This is a genomic window from Deltaproteobacteria bacterium, assembly GCA_035063765.1.
In the GTDB taxonomy this organism is placed as follows: domain Bacteria; phylum Myxococcota_A; class UBA9160; order UBA9160; family PR03; genus CAADGG01.
Map to the genome: position 1 here is coordinate 161,491 of JAPSFT010000006.1, position 16,842 is coordinate 178,332.

The window sequence follows — 16,842 nt, forward strand, 5'->3', positions numbered from 1 at the left end:
TCCGCGCGCGGACCGGTTGGCTAAGATGCGCCGGGCGTCTCCCCGCACAGCACTGACGCCCACACGACATCCACTGGACGTCCGTGACGAGCCCAGGACGGCGGTCCGTCCTGGCCGCACCGAGGAGGAGCCCCCCCATGGCCGAATCTGCACAGCTCCGCATCGGCGACAAGACCCTCTCGCTGCCGGTCCTGGTCGGTTCCGAGGGCGAGCAGGCCATCGATATCCAGAAGCTGCGCGCGCAGACCGGCTACATCACGATGGACCCGGGCTACGCCAACACCGGTGCCTGCCGCAGCGCGATCACCTTCATCGACGGCGACCAGGGCATCCTGCGTTACCGCGGCTACCCGATCGAAGAGCTCGCCGAGCGGAGCAGCTTCCTCGAGGTCGCCCACCTGCTGATCTACGGCGAGCTGCCGACCGAGCCGCAGCTCCGCTCGTTCCACGAGTCGATCCGCCGCCACACGATGCTCCACGAGGACTTCAAGCGCTTCTACGGCGCGCTGCCGAAGGACGCCCATCCGATGGCGGCGTGCTCGACGGCGGTGGGCGCCCTGGCCACCTTCTACCCGGACTCGCTCGACCCGCGCGACCCGCGCCAGATCGAGATCTCCGTGCACCGCCTGCTGGCCAAGCTGCCCACGATGGCGGCCTACGCATTCAAGCACTCGATCGGCCAGCCCTTCATGTTCCCGGACAACCGGCTGTCCTACGTCGGCAACTTCCTGCACCTGATGTTCGCAACGCCCTGCGAGGAGTATCACGTCGACCCCGTGGTCGAGAAGGCGATCGACCTGCTCCTGATCCTGCACGCCGACCACGAGCAGAACTGCTCGACCAGCACGGTGCGGCTGTGCGGCTCCTCGATGGTCAACCTGTTCGGCGCGATCTCGGCCGGCATCAACGCGCTGTGGGGCCCGCTGCACGGCGGTGCCAACCAGGCCGTGATCGAGATGCTGGCCAAGATCCGCGACGAGGGGATCTCGGCGCGCCAGTTCGTGGAGCGCGCCAAGAGCCGCGACGACACCTCGCGGCTGATGGGCTTCGGCCACCGCGTCTACAAGAACTTCGACCCGCGCATGAAGATCATCAAGAAGGCCAGCGACGAGGTGCTCGCCAAGCTCGGGGTCAGCTCGAAGCTGCTCGAGATCGCCAAGGAGCTCGAGGAGATCGCGCTCAAGGACGAGTACTTCATCGAGCGCAAGCTGTACCCGAACGTCGACTTCTACTCGGGCGTGATCTACAACGCGATCGGCACGCCGGAGAACATGTTCACGGCGCTCTTCGCGATCGGCCGCCTGCCGGGCTGGATCGCGCAGTGGGCGGAGATGCACCGCGATCCCGACTTCAAGATCGGCCGCCCGCGGCAGATCTACGTCGGCGCGACCGAGAGACACTACGTCCCGATCGGCGAGCGCTGAGGCGCCGGGCGGCTGCTACACCACCGCCCGGGTCACGCGCGGCGAGGTCCTGCACCTGGGCCGGCACGTGGCGCGGATCGTGCGCGACGCGACGCTGCTCGGGATCGGCCCGCTCGACCCCGAAGCGTGCCGCGCGGCGCTCGTCGCGGACGCCCGCTGCACCTTCCCGGACCGGGAAGGGATCATCCGGCTCGAGGCGCGGGCGGCGCCGGGCGGCGCGCACCGGCTCGTCGCGACGGCGCGCGAGCTCGGGCCGGAGCCGGCGTGCTGGCGCGCCGCGCTGGCGCGCGAGGCGCACCCCGGCCCGAGCGCGTGGTCGGCGGCCAAGACCAGCGAGCGCGCACTCTACGAGCGTGCGCTCGCCGAGGTGCCGGGCGCCGACGAGGTGCTGCTGGCCGACGCCGGAGGCTTCCTCGTCGAGGGGGCGCGCACGAGCCTTGCGGTCGTGCTCGCGTCCGGGGCGCTGGTCACCCCGCCGCTCGCACGCGGCGCCCAGGCCGGGATCGGGCGCGCGATCCTGCTCGCGCGGACGCCCGAGCTCGTCGAAGCCGACGTGACGATCGCCGCGCTCGCGACCGCCCGCGAGCTGGTGGCCGTCAACGCCGTGCGTGGGGCCAGGCCGGTCGTGACCCTCGGCGGCCAGCCGGTCGGCGCGGGCGTCCCGGGGCCCTGGTCCGAGCGGCTCGCGGACGCCTTCCGCGCGGGCTGAGGCGATGGCGCGCGTGATCGCTGCACCCCTGGGCCGGTAGCGAATCCGAGGCTTCCGGCCGCATGCCCGCGGCGCTCGGCGCCCGCGCCGGCCACCGCTAAGCTGCCGCCCTTCCCCGGACGGAGGCGGTCGTGAGGATCCAGGGCATCGGCGCAGTGGTGACGGGCGGCGGCTCGGGGCTCGGCGAGGCGACGGCGCGGCGGCTCGCGGAGGCGGGCGCGCGGGTGGCGATCCTCGACCTCGGGCGCTCGAAGGGCGCCGAGGTGGCGAAGTCGATCGGCGAGGCGGCGATCTTCTGCGAGGCCGACGTCGCCGACGAGGCGGCCGTCACGGCCGCGCTCGACGAGGCGGTGGGCCGCTTCGGCGGCATCCACGCCGCGGTGAGCTGCGCCGGCATCGGCACCGCGGGCCGCACGGTCGACAAGCACGGCAAGCCCTTCGACCTGAAGCTCTTCGAGCTGACCCTGCGCGTGAACCTGGTCGGCACCTTCAACGTGATCCGGCTCGCGGCAGCGCGCATGATGCAGAACGCGCCCAACGAGGAGGGTGAGCGCGGCGTGATCGTCAACACCGCCTCGGTGGCGGCCTTCGAGGGGCAGATCGGACAGTGCGCGTACTCGGCGTCGAAGGGCGGCGTGGTCGGCATGACCCTGCCGATCGCTCGCGACCTCGCCGCCAGCGGGATCCGCGTCAACACGATCGCACCGGGCCTGTTCGGGACGCCGATGCTGATGCTGATGCCCGAAGAGGCGCGCGCCTATCTGGCCAAGCAGATCCCGTTCCCGCCGCGGCTCGGCAAGCCGGTGGAGTACGCGGCGCTCGCCTGCCACATCGTCGAGAACCCGATGCTGAACGGCGAGACGATCCGGATCGACGGGGCCATCCGCATGCAGCCGAGATGAGCCGTGGATCCCGGGTGGGCGATGGGTGACGCGCGGCGCATCCTGGTGACGGGGAGCACGGGGCTGGTGGGCCGCCGGCTCGTCGACGCGCTGCGCAGCGAGGGAACGCCGGTGGGGGCCGTGACGCGCCGGCCGGAGCGGGCGCGCTTCGGAGCGGGCGCCGAGCCGGTCGGCTGGGACGGCGTGCACCTCGCGCCCGCGGAGCTCGCGCGCAGCGGCGCCGTCGTGCACCTCGCCGGCGAGCCCCTCTTCGGGGGCCTGTTCAGCGCCGAGCGCCGGCGGCGGATCCTCGAGAGCCGTGTCGACTCGACCCGCGCGCTGGTGCGCGCGATCGCCGAGCTGGCGCCCGGCGAGCGCCCGCGCAGCCTCGTGTGCGCCTCGGCGGTCGGCTACTACGGCGACCGCGGCGAGGAGGAGCTCGACGAGAGCGCGGTGCCCGGCAGCGGCTTCCTCGCCGACGTCTGCATCGCCTGGGAGCGGGCCGCGCAGCCGGTCGAGGCGCTCGGGGTGCGCCGCGTGTCGCTGCGCATCGGCGTCGTGCTCGCGCGCGAGGGCGGCGCGCTCGCGACGATGGCGCGCGCCTTCCGGCTCGGCCTCGGCGGCCGCGTCGGGAACGGCCGCCAGTGGTTCCCCTGGATCCACGCCGACGACCTCGTCGGCCTGGTCCGCGCCGCCCTCAGCGACGAGCGGTACACCGGGACGCTGAACGCGGTTGCCCCGCATCCCGTCCGCAACGCCGAGCTGACCCGCCTGCTCGGCGAGATCCTGCACCGCCCGACGATCCTGCCGCTCCCCGCGTTCGTCCTGCGCGTCGCGCTGGGTGAGCTCGCGGGCGAGCTCCTGGGCTCGCGCCGGATCGTGCCGCGCGCTGCGCTCGAGCGCGGCTTCCGCTTCGAGATCGAGGACGCCGCGCGCGCGCTCGCGGTCGAGCTCGGCTGACCCCTTCAGTCCTCGAGCGGGATCGCCGGCGCGAAGATCGCGGGGAGCACCTGCTTCACGGTGAGGTCACGCGTCCCGCGCGGCACCTCGAAGTAGCGGATCCGGATCGCGAGGGCCTCGGCCAGCGGAAACTCGCGGCGGAAGCCCTGCGCGAGGCGCTCGACCACCGCGCGCGCCTGCTCCGGATCGACGTCGGCCAGGAACAGGAGCGCGCGCTCGCGCGTGAGCCGGAACACCGAGTCCTCGACGCGCAGCTCGCTCTCCACGAAGGCCACGAACTCCGGGAACATCCGGTCGCCTTCGCCCGACGAGAAGCCCACGATCACCGAGGGCACGCGGTGCTCGCTCGCGAGCGCCGCGGTGCGCGCCAGCACCTCGCGCAGACGCAGCGGATCGTCGGACCGGGGAGCGCGGGACATCGCGGCGCCGAGCATGCCCCAGCATCGGCGGAACGCACGCGGTTCTGAAGCCCGGCACGCGGCCCGTGCGGTTGTTGCGCCTGCGTCCATTCCTTAGCCTGCACGCGAGGTTCCCGATGCGCGCAGGCTCCCCTCCGATCGCCGGCCCTCCGCCCGGTGGATCGCCCGGCGGACCGATCGGCGGACCGATCGGTGGACCGGCCGGCGAACCGGCCGGTGACCCGGTCGGCGCACCGGCCGGCGGGTCCGCCGACGCCCGAAGCGGCGAGCCGGCGCCCGGCGAGCGCCACCTCGGGCGCCTCGCCCGCGGCTTCGTGTTGCTGCTCGGCTTCACCTGCGCACAGATCGTGATCGGTGCGCTCGTGCGTGCGCACGACGCCGGACTGGCCTGCCCCGACTGGCCGCGCTGCTTCGGCGTCTGGGTTCCCGAGTTCGACTTCGCCGTCGCCTGGGAGGTCGGGCACCGCTACTACGCGAGTGCGCTCGCGCTCGGCTTCGTGGCGCTCGCGCTGGCGGCGTGGCGGATCGGCACCGGCCCGCGCCGCCTGCTCGTAGCGGCCGCCTGCGTGCTCGCCGCGCAGGTCGTGCTGGGCGGGCTCACCGTCCTGCTCCAGCTCCACGTCTCGACCGTGACGGCGCACCTGCTCTTCGGCAACGCCTTCGCGACCATCCTGCTGCTGATCGCGCTCGCCCTCCGGGAGACGGCGTCGCCGCGCCTGCGCCCAGGTCTCCCGACCGGCCTGCGCCGTGCGGTGTGGGGAGTGGCCGTGCTGGCCGCGCTCCAGGTGACGCTCGGCGGGCTCGTGTCGTCGAGCTACGCGGGGCTGGCCTGTCCCGAGTGGCCCACCTGCAACGGCGGCGTGTGGTTCCCGACCTGGCAGGGACGGGTGGGCCTGCACCTGGCCCACCGCACGAACGCGTACCTGCTGGTCCTGTCCCTCGTCGCCGTGGCCTGGTCCGCGCGCCGCCAGGCCGGCCTCGCCCGGCCCCTGCGCCTCGCGGCCGGGCTCGCGCTGCTCCAGGCCGGCGTCGGCGTCGCGAACGTGCGGCTGGCACTCCCCGTCGAGATCACGGGCCTCCACTCGGCCGTGTCGGTGGCGATCGTGCTGGCGATCGCGACGGCGCTGCGCGAGGCCTGGCTGCGTCCGGTGGGCTTCGAGGCGCGCCGCGCGCGCGTGGTCGTGGTCGGCGCCGGCTTCGGCGGCCTCGCGGCGGTGCGGGCGCTCGGCGATACCCCGCTCGAGGTGCTGCTCGTCGACCGCGAGAACTACCACGCCTTCCTGCCCCTGCTCTACCAGGTGGCGACCTCGGGCCTCTCGGCGCAGGACGTGACCCACCCGGTGCGCTCGATCGTCCGCAGGCTCCCGAACGTGCGCTTCCGGATGGGCGAGGTGAGCGACGTGGACCTGGCCGGCCGCGCCGTCACCACCGCCGACGGCGCCCGCCTGCCCTACGACGCCTTGATCCTCGCGCCCGGCAGCCACACCGAGTACTTCGGCAACGAGAGCGCGGCCGCGCGCGGCTTCCCGCTCCATCACGTCGAGGACGCGATGGCGCTGCGCAACCAGGTGCTGCGCTGCCTCGAGCGCGCCGCCGACACCGCCGAACCGGCCGCGCGCGACGCGCTGCTCGGCTTCGTCGTGGTGGGCGGCGGTCCCACCGGCGTCGAGCTGGCCGGCATGCTCGCCGAGATGCGCCGGCACGTCGTGCCGCGCGACTTCCCGGGCCTGGCGCCCGCGATGCGCGTCACCCTCGTCGAAGGGCGCGACCGGCTGCTCGGCGCCTTCCCCGAGGCGCTCACCCGGCGCGCCCTCGAGCAGGTGCGTGAGCTCGGCGTCGAGGTGCGGCTCGGCGCGCTGGTCGAGGCGGTCGAGGCGGACGGCGTGCGGCTGCACGGAGGCGAGCGGCTGCGCGCGCGTACCGTGGCGTGGGCCGCGGGGGTCCGCGGCGCCGACCTCGGCGCCCGGCTCGGCGTTCCGCTCGGGCGCGGCGGCCGCTTGCCCGTGCGGCCGACGCTCCAGCTCGACGGACACCCCGAGGTGTACGCGATCGGGGACCTGGCGCTCGTGCAGGGGGCCGAGGCGCTGCCGCAGCTGGCGCAGGTGGCGATGCAGCAGGGGCGCTGCGCAGCGGGCAACGTCGTACGCACCCGGCTCGGCCGCCCGCCGCTCGCCTTCGCCTACCGCGACCCGGGGGCGATGGCGACGATCGGGCGCAACCGTGCCGTCGCGCAGGTCTTCGGCCTGCGGCTCGCCGGGCGGCTCGCCTGGTGGATGTGGCTGGTGGCGCACATCGTGTTCCTGGCCGGCTTCCGCAACCGCGTGGTCGTCTTCGTCAACTGGGTATATGCCTTCTTCACCTACGACCTGGGCGTGCGCTCGATCGTGGGCCCGCGCCGGCCGGGCGCCGAGACGCGGCGCGGCGCGGCCCGGTCCGCCGACGCGGCCTGACGCGGGCCCGTGGCGCCGGGAGCGCGCCGGGAGCGGGGCGGGCGGGCGGCTGCTAATCCTCCGGCCCCGCCAGGAGACCGCCGTGCGTCCCTACCAGCTCTTTGCCGCCATGCAGCCCGAGCAGGCACGCGCCCTGCTCGCCGCGCTCGAGGAGAAGGCGCCGATCGCGTGGGCGCAGGCGCTCGGGCTCACGGCGGGGGCGCTCAAGGCGCGGCCGGTCTTCGTGAAGAAGCAGCCGCCCGAGCGGCGCGCCGAGCTGATGCGCAAGGCGCTCTCGCGGGTGGCATCGAGCCCGATCGCCGAGGAGATGCTGGCCGTCTACTTCCTCGATTGCCGCAACGAGCTGCTGGTCGACTGGCTCGACCGGATCGGGGTCGAGCACGAGAAGGGCACCCTCGCGGGCGATCCCGCCGAGCCGCCGGCCGAGCGTCTCGCCGAGGCCGTGGCGGGGTTCCGCGAGGCGGCCGCCGGCGCGGCGGACCGTGCCGATCGCGAGCTCCTGCTGCGCGCCTTCGCGGCCCAGGGCTCGATCGAGTGGCCGGCGCTCGAGCGGCTGCTGGCCGGCTGAAGCAGCGACGCGCTGGTCCTGCCGTCGCGGCGGGACCAGCGCGCCCTCGGAGCACGCGCGGGCGCGGATCAGCCCTTGAACTTCTCCATCAGCAGCTTGAGCTCGTCCGTGATGCTCTCGGGGATCACGTAGCCCTCGGTGTCGCGGATCTGCGGGACGTGGTCGCGCACCTGCTCGGGGGTCGGCTTGACGCCCTTGCCCGCGAACCAGCCCTGGGTGAGCCCCACGAACATGCGCGCGTAGCGCCCGCCGCCCACCGACCAGATCGAGTGCGTCTCCTGGCACTGCTCCGAGACCAGGTAGGTGACGAGCGGAGTCACCTGCTCGGGATCGAGCGCCTCGGCGAGCGGGCCGAGGAGGTCCTTGGTGAGGCGGGTGTTGGCGATCGGCGCCAGCACGTTGCACTTGATGTTGTACTTCGCGCCCTCGAGCGAGAGCACGTTGCAAAGCCCCACCAGCCCCATCTTCGCCGCCCCGTAGTTGGTCTGGCCGAAGTTGCCGAGGAGGCCGGCGTTGGAGGCGGTGAAGACGATCCGCCCGTAGCCCTGCTCCTTCATCTTCGCGAAGGCCGGCTGGGTCACGAAGAAGGCGCCCTTCAGGTGCACGTCGACGACGGCCTCGAGGTCCTGGGGCTCGAGCTTGATGAAGGTCTTGTCGCGCAGGATGCCGGCGTTGTTGATCACGATGTCGATGCGGCCGAAGTTGTCGACGGCCGCCTGGACCATCGCCCTGCCGCCCTCGGGCGTGGCCACCGAGTCGTAGTTGGCGACGGCCTGGCCGCCGGCCTCGGTGATCTCCTTCACGGTCTGGTCGGCCATGCTCGAGCTGCCACCCGTCCCGTCGGCCTTCCCGCCGAGGTCGTTCGCGACGATCTTCGCGCCGCGCGCGGCGAGCTGGAGGGCGTAGGTCTTGCCGAGACCGCCGCCGGCGCCCGTGATCAGGGCCACCTTGCCGTCGAATCGGATGTCGCTCATGGGGGTCCTTTCTGGGTTCGCGGGCTCGGAATCGATCCGCGAGTCAAGGGGGGCCCAACCATAGGGAACCCCCCGCCGGAGGGAACCCCCCGCCCACCCGCCGCCGGGGGCCGTTCCGGGGAGCCGCTCCGGGGAGCCGCGCCGGGGAACGGGTCAGGAAGCCATCTCCTTGAAGGCGCGGCCGATCTTCTTGCGCTTGCCGGCGTTGATCTCGCGCAGCTCGACGATCGCCTCGTCGGCGATCGCGTCCCCGACGACCCCCTCGGGCTCCTGCTCGAGCTGCCCCAGGTCCACCCAGGCTTCGTAGAGATGGCGGGTGCGCTCGGTGATGATGCCGGCGTGCAGCAGGGTCTTGATCAGGACCCGGAAGATGTTGGTGTTCTCCTTCATCATCCGGCGCCGGTCCTCGTCGCCGAAGGCCTCCAGGACCGCACTGCGCACCCACTGCCACTCGAGGCCGAAGCGGGGGTAGATCGCCTGCTTCTGCTCGGCGTTCACGAGGTTCGTGAAGATCTTGTGGAAGCACGCCGCCGCCCAGGCCTCGACCTTCTCGTGCTCCTCCTCGCTGAGCTTCGGCACGGTCCGCCGGGCCCAGATCCGGCCGAAGCGGTGGTGGAAGGCCTCGTCGGTCATCACGAGCTGCACGGTGCGCCGGAGCATCGGGTCGCGGGTCCTGCTGTGGAGCGTCGCGAAGGCGCCCATCGCGAGCCCCTCGATCAGGAGCTGCATCCCGACGAGCTTCTTGTAGACCTCGGGCGCCAGCACCAGCTCGTTCATGAGCGCGCCGAGCGTCGCGCCCACCGGCAGGGGAGTGCCCCAGCGCGCGTCCACGTACTTCGAGAAGGCGGTCACGTGGCGCGCCTCCTCGCGCGCCTGGTTGGCCGCGTACTCCTGCGCGCCCGGGTCGTAGAGCACGTGGCACAGGCTCGCCGACAGCGAGAGCGCGCCCTGCTCGCCGTGCAGGATCTGCGACAGGCTGAAGCGCGTCACCTCGTTCGCGAGCGCGACCTGCTGCCCCTCGTCGAGCCGGTCCGCGACGGCGCAGTTCAGCTCGATCGTGAACTCGCGCGGCATGATCGTCTCGTTCGCGAGGTCGAAGGGCTGCGTGAAGTCGACGTACGCCGGGTCGAGCGGGTCCCAGAAGTGGTCCTCGGTGGCCGAGATGATCTCGTCGAAGGCGCCGGTCCGGCGCGCGTAGCGCTCGACCTCGATCATCGCGTCGAAGTCGTCGCGGTCCACGGTGTCGTAGATCGCGTCGTGGGTGATGTGCTCGGCCATGGGGTCTCCGCTCGGCTCGGGGGCCGCGCTCGTGGGGGAAGGGGGCGCCTCGGGGCGGCGAGGCTATTCGAAGGTCGGCTGGCCGTCCACGGGGGTCAGTCGGCGAGGGTCCGGCGCAGCAGCAGCCCGCCGAGCCGGCGTGCGGCCGCGCTCGGGAGCGCACGCAGCACGGCGCCCATCACCTTGTTGCCCGCACCCGGGATGACGAGCAGGTCGCCGCTGCGGAGCGCCTCGAGCGAGGCCTCGACCACCGCCTCCGGCTCCATCCACGCGAAGCCGGGCACGTCGTCGGTGCGTACCCCCGCCACCTCCTGGAACTCGGTGCGGGTGAAGCCGGGGCACAGGAGCTGCACGCGCACGCCGCTCCCGCGCAGCTCCTCGTGGAGCGCTTGGGTGAACGAGTTCACGAACGCCTTGGTCGCGCCGTAGATCGCGTTGAAGGGCGCCGGCTGGAAGCCCGCCAGCGAGGAGACGTTGACCACGCTGCCGTGTCCGCGCTCGCGGAAGGCCCCGAGCGCGGCGTGCGTGAGGCGCACGAGCGCCAGCACGTTGAGGCGCAGCTCCTGCTCCTCGCCGTCGCGATCGAGCTCCGCGAAGACGCCCGCCGTGCCGAAGCCCGCGTTGTTGACGAGCAGCTCGAGCGTCGGCTCGGCCGCGATGCGCTGCTCGATCGCGCGCAGGCCCGCGGGCGCGGTGAGGTCCGCCGCGACCACGTCCACGCGCCGGCCGTGGGCCGCGCGGAGCGTCTCGGCGAGCGCGTCGAGCCGATCCTGGCGGCGCGCCACGAGCACGAGGTCCCAGGCGTCGCGCGCGAGCCGCTCGGCGAAGCAGCGCCCGATGCCGGCCGAGGCGCCGGTCACGAGCGCGAGGCGGCGCGGGCCGCCGGAGGCGGAAGGGCTCGGATCGACCGGGGGCATGGACGGACCTCCGTGCGCTAGAGGAGCTCGAGCACGCGCTCGGGCGGGCGGCCCACGATCGCGCGCCGCCCGCGCACCAGGATCGGGCGCTCGATCAGGACGGGGTAGCTCGCCATCGCGGCCAGGATCTCGGCGTCGCCGGCCGCCTCGCCGAGCGTCCAGTCGGGCTCGCCGCGGCGAGCCCACTCGCGGGCCGGGCGGCCGAGCCGGCGTGCCAGCTCGGCCAGCTCCTCGGGCGAGAGCGGGTCCTCGAGGTAGCGGCGCTCGGCGAACGCGACGCCGCGCTCCGCGAGCAGCGCGCGCGCGGCCCGCGACTTCGAGCAGCGCGGGTTGTGGAGCAGCAGGAGCTCGTCGTCGCCGGCGGGCAGCATCCCGGATGGAACCTCCGGCGCGACGATAGCGGCGGCGGGTGATCCCGCCCTATGCTGCGCCCCGTGCCCGCCCTCCCCCTCTCGTTCCTGCTGCGCTGGCTCGGCGGCAACGACACCTCCCGCAGCGGCGGCACCGAGACCGAAACGCTCCGCCGGATCGCGGCCCGCCTCGAACGCCTGCCGCCCGAGCGCGCGCGCTTCCTGGCCGCCTTCGCCTACGTGCTCGCCCGCGTCGCCCACGCCGACCTGAAGATCAGCGAGACCGAGACCGTGGCCATGGAGCAGGCGGTGGCCGGCGTCGCCGGGCTCGCGCCCGAGGAGACGGCGCTCGCCGTCGAGATCGCGAAGAGCCAGGCGCGGCTGCTCGGCGGCACCGAGAACTACGTCCTGACCCGCCGCTTCCGCGAGCTCTCGCAGCGCGACGAGCGCGTGAAGCTCGTCGAGTGCCTGTACGCGGTGGCGGCCGCCGACGGCACCATCTCGATCGCGGAGAGCGCCGAGATCGCCCGCATCGCCGAGGAGCTCGGCTTCCTGCCCTCCGAGGCGGTGGCGATCCGCGCGCCGTGGCGGGACCGGCTGGCGGAGATGCAGGGCCTGCCGCGGGGCGGCGAGCCATGACGAGGCGCGCCGCGTGCGGAGGGTTCTCGTCCTCTCCGCGGTTCTCGTGCACGAGCTTCGCGGGCATCGGTGGCGAGATCGACCTCGTGCGGGTGGTGCCCGAGGCTTCGTCCGGCGGGGCGGGGGCAATTGCCGCGGGTGGCCTCGCGCTCGCGGCGGCGCGACGGCGCCGGTTCGCGCGTCCGACGCTGGCCGCGCTCGGCGCCGAGCACTAGATTGCCCGCTCGCTCCACGCGAGCGAACGAGGGAGCACCAGGCACATGGCCAAGGCCGCGAAGAAGAAGAGCGCCGCGAAGCGATCGGCCCGGCCGGCGGCGAAGAAGCCCGCAGTGAAGAAGGCCGCGGCGAAGAAGACCGCGGCGAAGAAGCGGGCGGCTCCCAGGGCCGCTGCGAACAGGGCCCCTGCGAAGAAGGCCGCCGCGCGCCCGGCCGGCGACGACGTGATCTACAGCGACGTGCGGCGCGAGCTGCGCTCGCGGCTGCTCGGGCGGCTGCTGGGCGTGTAGCCGGCCGACCGGCGCCGGATGCCCGCCGCCCCGTTGCGCTATCGCGTCACGCTCGCCGATCCGGTCGGCCACGAGATCGGCGTCGAGCTCGCCGTACCCGCGCTCGGCGACGCGGCCGCGGGCTTCGACCTGGTGCTGCCGGTCTGGGCGCCGGGCAGCTACCTGGTGCGCGACTTCGCGCGCCACGTCTTCGACCTGGAGGCGCGCGACGCGCGGGGCCGCCGGCTCCCGGTCGAGCGCGTCGAGAAGCATCGCTGGCGGGTACCCGCCGTGGCCTCGGGTCCGGTGCGCGTGCGCTACCGCGTCTTCGCGTTCGAGGAGTCCGTGCGCACGTCGTACTTCGACGACGCGCACGCGTTCTGGAACGGGACCAGCGTGTTCCTCTACGTGGACGGCGAGCAGGACCGTCCCTGCGAGGTGGAGGTGCGGGCGCCGCGCGGCTGGCGCGTCTCGACGGCGCTCGCGAAGCGCGGCGCCCGCTGGCGCGCGGCCGGCTACGACGAGCTCGCCGACTCGCCCTTCGAGGCCGGTACCCACGCGCGGCACGCGTTCCGGGCCGGCGGCGCGCGCTTCGAGCTGGCGCTCCAGGGTGACAGCAACGCCGACGTGCGGCGGCTCGTGCGCATCCTGCGCGCGGTGGCGGAGGCCGAGGGCCGGCTCTTCGGCGGCTTCCCGTTCTCCCGCTACCTCTTCCTCGTCCACGCGCTGCCTCACGACGGCGGCGGCCTCGAGCACCGCGCGTCGTGCACGCTCAACGTCGCCGGGCTCTCGTTCGATGGCGAGGCCGGCTACCAGCGCTTCGCGGAGCTGGCCGCGCACGAGCTGTTCCACGCCTGGAACGTGAAGCGGATCCGCGACCGCGTGCTCGGCCCCTTCGACTACACGAAGGAGAACTACACGCGCCTGCTCTGGTTCCACGAGGGCTTCACCTCGTTCATGGAGGGGCCGATCCTGCTGCGCGCGGGCCTCGTCGAGCCGGCGGACCACCTGAAGGACCTGGCCGAGCGCTGGGCACGCTACGCCGCCAAGCCGGGCCGCAACGTGACGCCGCTCTCGGAGCTGTCCTTCGAGGCCTGGGTCAAGCAGTACAAGCCGGCCGAGAACTTCACGAACCGCGCGATCAGCTACTACGAGAAGGGCGCCTGGGTGGGGCTCGCGCTCGAGCTCACCCTGCGCGAGGCGACCGGCGGCCGGCGCGGCGTCGCCGACGTGTTCCGGCGCCTGTGGCGGCGCTTCGGAGCGCGCGACATCGGGCTCGAGCCGGCGGACGTCGAAGCGGCCGCGGCGGCGGTCGCGGGCCGGCCGCTCGACGGCTTCTTCCGCCGCTACGTGCACGGCACGGCCGAGCTGCCAGTGCCGCAGCTCCTCGGGCGCGCGGGCGTGCGCGTCGCGCGGCGCGCGCCCTGGGAGCAGGAGAAGGACGCGACGGAGGCGCGCCGCCTGCGCGGCTGGACGGGGCTCTCCTTCGCCTCGAACGAGCGCGGCAAGCCCGCGACGGTGCGCAACGTGGCGCCCGGGTCGCCGGCCTGGCGCGCGGGCCTGACCTACGGTGACGAGCTGGCTGCCGTGAGCGGCGCGCGCGTCGACGCCGCGAGCGCGCCCCGGCGCCTGCAGGACGCCGCACCGGGCGCCCGGCTGCGCCTCGCGTTCTTCCGCCGCGAGCGGCTGCACGAGGCGACCCTCTCCGTGGGCCGCAATCCGGAGCAGCGCTTCGCGTTCGAGCTCGACCCGCGCGCCCCGGCCCCGGCGCGTGCGATCCGGCGCGGCTGGCTCGGCAGCTGAGCCGGCAGGAAGCCCGACCGCGACCAGGCCCTGGGTCGCCACCGGCGATCCTCCGGCTCAGCGCGTCACGATCGGGTCGCCCGCGGATCGCGAGCGCGGGAGGTGCCCGAACGGCTAGGAGCGGACCAGCAGCAGCGTGCGCGGGTCGAGCGCCACGTGGAGCGCCGCGAGGTCCGGGTTGCCGTGGTCCTTGAGCGCGCGAAGGCGCACCGCGTCGGTACCGGGCTCGAGCGCGAGGATCACGCCGAACAGGTCCGCGAGCGGGCGCAGCGCCGGCGGCAGGCCGTCGATGCGCTCGGCGGGGGCATGGGCGGTGATCCAGATCTCGGCCTCGGCCTCGCGGGCGGCGGCCGCCCAGGCCTCGAGCTCCTCGCGCGAGCGCGCCTCGACGTCGAGGCCGTCGACCACGATCAGCTCCGGCTGGGCGCCGAGCTCGCGCTCGAGCTCGAGCGCCTCGCGCAGGCGCTTGGCGTCGAAGGCGCTCGGCGGGTAGGCGCGGATCCGGCGCAGCCGGTCGAGCTCGGCGCGCACCACCGAGGGGTTCTCGAGGTGGGTCGTCGCCGCCAGGTCCTCGAAGACCGTGTCGTAGTGGTCGCGGACGTGCTGCACCGTGTGGTCGCAGGCGACGTGGAGCACGGGCTTCCCGCGCAGCAGGTCGTCGAGGGCGACGCCGACCAGGAACGAGGACTTGCCGACCCCGCGCCCGGCCAGCACCAGCCCGAGGTTGCCCCGGCCGAGGCCGCCGTGGAGCCCCTTCTCGAGCAGGCGCAGCGGCGAGCGGGCGTTGAGATAGCGGCGAACCGTGGTGCCCATCATTCGTCCTCGATCTTGCGCCGGTCGGCGTACTTCTCGAGCAGCTCCTTGGTGGCCTCCGACGGGCACGGCAGGTAGCGCGCGAACTCCATCGTGAACTCGGCCTTGCCCTGGGTCTGGGAGCGCAGGTCCGTCGCGTAGCCGAACATCTCCGCGAGCGGCACCTCGGCCTCGACGCGGCAGAAGCCGGCCTCCTCGGTGGTGCCGATCACGGTGCCGCGGCGCTGCATGATCGTCTTCAGCACCGCGCCCTGGAACTCGGCCGGGCCCTCGACCGCGAGCTTCATGACCGGCTCGAGGATGATGGGCTTGGCGGCGCCGTAGCACGAGCGGAAGGCCCCGCGCGCCGCGGAGACGAAGGCCATCTCCGAGGAGTCCACCGCGTGCGACTGGCCGTCGTTCACGACCACCCGCACGCCGATCGTCGGGAAGCCGATCAGGCGGCCCTTCTCGAGCGCGCTCGCGAAGCCCTTCTCGACGGCCGGGATGTACTCGGTCGGGATCGCGCCGCCGCGGATGTCGTTCACGAACTCGAAGACGCGGTCGTCGCCCTCGGGCAGCGGCTCGATGTAGCCGGCCACCTTGCCGTACTGGCCCGAACCGCCGGTCTGCTTCTTGTGCGTGTAGCTGAACTCGGCCTTCTGCGAGATGGTCTCGCGGTAGGCCACCTGCGGCGCGCCGGTCGCGACCTCCACCTTGTACTCGCGCTTCATGCGCTCGATGTAGACGTCGAGGTGCAGCTCGCCCATGCCCGAGATGATGGTCTCGTTGCTCTCGGGGTCGACGTGGGCGCGGAAGGTCGGGTCCTCGCGCACGAAGCGGCCGAGCGCCTTGCCCATGTTGTCGCTGGCCTTGTTGTCCTTGGGCTTGATCGCGATCGACACCACCGGCGCCGGCACGTGCATCGAGCTCATCGCGACCTCGACCGTGCCGTCCGTGAAGGTGTCGCCCGAGGCGCACTCGATGCCGAAGAGCGCCACGATGTCGCCGGCCCCGGCCGACTCGATGTCCTCCATCGAGTCGGCGTGCATGCGCACGAGGCGCCCCACCTTGTGCTTGCGGCGGGTCCGGCTGTTGACGATGGTGCCGCCCTTGGCGAGCGTTCCCTGGTACACGCGCGTGTAGGTGAGCTGGCCGTAGCGGCCCTCCTCGAGCTTGAAGGCGAGCGACACGGCCGGCTTCTGCGGGTCCGAGGAGAGCACGATCGGCGCCTCGTCGGCCGACAGGTCCACCGCCGTGTTCTCGACCTCGGTCGGGTTCGGCAGGTAGCGGATGACCGCGTCGAGCAGGAGCTGCACGCCCTTGTTCTTGTAGGCCGAGCCCATGAAGACGGGGGTCAGCTCGCGCGAGAGCGTGCCCCTGCGCACGGCGTCGTGGATCAGCTCCTCGCGGACCGTCCCCTCGAGGATCGCCTCGGTGAGCTCGTCCGAGAACATCGAGACCGCGTCGAGCATCGCCTCCCGCGCGACCTGCGCCTCGTCCTGGAGCTCGGCCGGGATCGGGCCGCGCACGATCGTCTCGCCCTGCTCGCCCTCGAAGCGGACCGCCTCCATCGTCACCAGGTCCACCACGCCGGCGTGATCCGCCTCGACCCCGATCGGGATCTGCATCATCACCGCGTTGTGGGCCAGCTTGTCGCGCAGCTGCTCGGTGACCCGGCGGGGATTGGCGCCCGAGCGGTCGAGCTTGTTGACGAAGGCGAGCCGCGGAACCTTGTAGCGCCGCATCTGGCGGTCGACGGTCAGCGACTGCGACTGCACGCCGGCCACCCCGCAGAGCACCAGCACCGCGCCGTCGAGCACGCGCAGCGAGCGCTCCACCTCGATCGTGAAGTCGACGTGGCCGGGGGTGTCGATCAGGTTGATGTGGTGGTCGGACCAGCTCGTGTAGGTGGCGGCCGACTGGATCGTGATGCCGCGCTCCTTCTCGAGCTCCATGAAGTCCATGGTGGCGCCAGCGCCGTCCTTGCCCTTCACCTCGCTGATCTTGTGGATGCGCTTGGTGTAGAAGAGGATGCGCTCCGAGAGCGTGGTCTTGCCCGAGTCGATGTGGGCGCTGATCCCGATGTTCCGGATCTTCGCGAGGTCGTTGATCATGGCGGCGCTCTGGGTGCCGACGGCCCGCTGGGAGGACCCGATCCCCCCGGGTGCGCGGCGTCGGTCGTGGGTTGAG

The 16,842-nt window shown here is 73.3% G+C and carries 16 protein-coding genes; 9 read left to right on the top strand and 7 right to left on the bottom strand.

Annotated elements, in window-relative coordinates; genetic code table 11:
- Positions 1 to 137 precede the first annotated feature (137 nt).
- The 4 genes from OZ948_05995 to OZ948_06010 all read left to right on the top strand — a co-directional run bounded on the left by OZ948_05995 (position 138) and on the right by OZ948_06010 (position 3,974).
- Complete coding sequence (locus tag OZ948_05995; GenBank protein MEB2344274.1) at positions 138 to 1,424, top strand: citrate synthase; 1,287 nt, start codon at positions 138 to 140, stop codon at positions 1,422 to 1,424.
- Positions 1,342 to 2,133 carry an aminotransferase class IV gene (locus OZ948_06000; GenBank protein ID MEB2344275.1) on the top strand — a complete coding sequence of 264 codons (792 nt, stop codon included), beginning with the start codon at positions 1,342 to 1,344 and terminating at the stop codon, positions 2,131 to 2,133. The genes OZ948_05995 and OZ948_06000 overlap by 83 nt, the downstream gene beginning before the upstream one ends.
- A gap of 131 nt (positions 2,134 to 2,264) precedes the next feature.
- The gene (locus OZ948_06005; protein MEB2344276.1) at positions 2,265 to 3,035 is read left to right on the top strand and encodes a 3-hydroxyacyl-CoA dehydrogenase; all 771 of its coding nucleotides are present in this window, start codon (positions 2,265 to 2,267) and stop codon (positions 3,033 to 3,035) included.
- A gap of 3 nt (positions 3,036 to 3,038) precedes the next feature.
- Positions 3,039 to 3,974: a TIGR01777 family oxidoreductase gene (locus tag OZ948_06010; protein ID MEB2344277.1), complete on the top strand. Its 936-nt coding sequence runs from the start codon at positions 3,039 to 3,041 to the stop codon at positions 3,972 to 3,974.
- Between the two features lie 5 nt (positions 3,975 to 3,979).
- On the opposite strand, the gene OZ948_06015 is transcribed toward OZ948_06010, so the two are convergent.
- Positions 3,980 to 4,393 (bottom strand): hypothetical protein, encoded by a 414-nt coding sequence (locus OZ948_06015; protein MEB2344278.1) that lies wholly within the window; start codon positions 4,391 to 4,393, stop codon positions 3,980 to 3,982.
- A 116-nt stretch (positions 4,394 to 4,509) separates the two neighbouring features.
- On the opposite strand from OZ948_06015, the gene OZ948_06020 reads away from it, so the two are divergent.
- Positions 4,510 to 6,843 (top strand): COX15/CtaA family protein, encoded by a 2,334-nt coding sequence (locus OZ948_06020; protein ID MEB2344279.1) that lies wholly within the window; start codon positions 4,510 to 4,512, stop codon positions 6,841 to 6,843.
- Positions 6,844 to 6,925: 82 nt separating this feature from the next.
- Complete coding sequence (locus tag OZ948_06025) at positions 6,926 to 7,411, top strand: hypothetical protein (GenBank protein MEB2344280.1); 486 nt, start codon at positions 6,926 to 6,928, stop codon at positions 7,409 to 7,411.
- 68 nt (positions 7,412 to 7,479) lie between these two features.
- Here OZ948_06025 and OZ948_06030 read toward each other — a convergent pair whose 3' ends face one another.
- From OZ948_06030 to OZ948_06045, 4 genes are all read right to left on the bottom strand, one after another.
- The gene (locus OZ948_06030) at positions 7,480 to 8,385 is read right to left on the bottom strand and encodes an SDR family oxidoreductase (GenBank protein ID MEB2344281.1); all 906 of its coding nucleotides are present in this window, start codon (positions 8,383 to 8,385) and stop codon (positions 7,480 to 7,482) included.
- Between the two features lie 153 nt (positions 8,386 to 8,538).
- Positions 8,539 to 9,663 carry a ferritin-like domain-containing protein gene (locus OZ948_06035; protein ID MEB2344282.1) on the bottom strand — a complete coding sequence of 375 codons (1,125 nt, stop codon included), beginning with the start codon at positions 9,661 to 9,663 and terminating at the stop codon, positions 8,539 to 8,541.
- Positions 9,664 to 9,758: 95 nt separating this feature from the next.
- Positions 9,759 to 10,580 (bottom strand): SDR family oxidoreductase, encoded by an 822-nt coding sequence (locus OZ948_06040; GenBank protein ID MEB2344283.1) that lies wholly within the window; start codon positions 10,578 to 10,580, stop codon positions 9,759 to 9,761.
- A gap of 17 nt (positions 10,581 to 10,597) precedes the next feature.
- Entirely contained in the window at positions 10,598 to 10,951 is a 354-nt protein-coding gene (locus OZ948_06045; protein ID MEB2344284.1) for an arsenate reductase (glutaredoxin), read from the bottom strand.
- A gap of 63 nt (positions 10,952 to 11,014) precedes the next feature.
- On the opposite strand from OZ948_06045, the gene OZ948_06050 reads away from it, so the two are divergent.
- From OZ948_06050 to OZ948_06060, 3 genes are all read left to right on the top strand, one after another.
- The gene (locus OZ948_06050; protein ID MEB2344285.1) at positions 11,015 to 11,569 is read left to right on the top strand and encodes a TerB family tellurite resistance protein; all 555 of its coding nucleotides are present in this window, start codon (positions 11,015 to 11,017) and stop codon (positions 11,567 to 11,569) included.
- A gap of 260 nt (positions 11,570 to 11,829) precedes the next feature.
- Positions 11,830 to 12,075, top strand: coding sequence for a hypothetical protein (locus OZ948_06055; GenBank protein ID MEB2344286.1), 246 nt, complete (start codon positions 11,830 to 11,832; stop codon positions 12,073 to 12,075).
- A gap of 18 nt (positions 12,076 to 12,093) precedes the next feature.
- Positions 12,094 to 13,857, top strand: coding sequence for a PDZ domain-containing protein (locus OZ948_06060; GenBank protein MEB2344287.1), 1,764 nt, complete (start codon positions 12,094 to 12,096; stop codon positions 13,855 to 13,857).
- Positions 13,858 to 13,971: 114 nt separating this feature from the next.
- Here the strand turns inward: OZ948_06060 and OZ948_06065 are convergent, their stop codons facing one another.
- A complete protein-coding gene (locus OZ948_06065; protein MEB2344288.1) occupies positions 13,972 to 14,670 on the bottom strand; it encodes an AAA family ATPase in 699 nt (232 codons plus the stop codon).
- Entirely contained in the window at positions 14,670 to 16,766 is a 2,097-nt protein-coding gene (gene fusA / locus OZ948_06070; GenBank protein ID MEB2344289.1) for an elongation factor G, read from the bottom strand. The genes OZ948_06065 and fusA overlap by 1 nt, the downstream gene beginning before the upstream one ends.
- Positions 16,767 to 16,842 lie beyond the last annotated feature (76 nt).

Coding starts and splice junctions, on each gene's coding strand:
- OZ948_05995 (MEB2344274.1), top strand. CDS start 138: ATGGCCGAATCTGCACAGCTCCGCATCGGCGACAAGACCCTCTCGCTG.
- OZ948_06015 (MEB2344278.1), bottom strand. CDS start 4,393: ATGTCCCGCGCTCCCCGGTCCGACGATCCGCTGCGTCTGCGCGAGGTG.
- OZ948_06020 (MEB2344279.1), top strand. CDS start 4,510: ATGCGCGCAGGCTCCCCTCCGATCGCCGGCCCTCCGCCCGGTGGATCG.
- OZ948_06030 (MEB2344281.1), bottom strand. CDS start 8,385: ATGAGCGACATCCGATTCGACGGCAAGGTGGCCCTGATCACGGGCGCC.
- OZ948_06035 (MEB2344282.1), bottom strand. CDS start 9,663: ATGGCCGAGCACATCACCCACGACGCGATCTACGACACCGTGGACCGC.
- OZ948_06040 (MEB2344283.1), bottom strand. CDS start 10,580: ATGCCCCCGGTCGATCCGAGCCCTTCCGCCTCCGGCGGCCCGCGCCGC.
- OZ948_06045 (MEB2344284.1), bottom strand. CDS start 10,951: ATGCTGCCCGCCGGCGACGACGAGCTCCTGCTGCTCCACAACCCGCGC.
- OZ948_06055 (MEB2344286.1), top strand. CDS start 11,830: ATGGCCAAGGCCGCGAAGAAGAAGAGCGCCGCGAAGCGATCGGCCCGG.
- OZ948_06060 (MEB2344287.1), top strand. CDS start 12,094: ATGCCCGCCGCCCCGTTGCGCTATCGCGTCACGCTCGCCGATCCGGTC.
- OZ948_06065 (MEB2344288.1), bottom strand. CDS start 14,670: ATGGGCACCACGGTTCGCCGCTATCTCAACGCCCGCTCGCCGCTGCGC.
- fusA (MEB2344289.1), bottom strand. CDS start 16,766: ATGATCAACGACCTCGCGAAGATCCGGAACATCGGGATCAGCGCCCAC.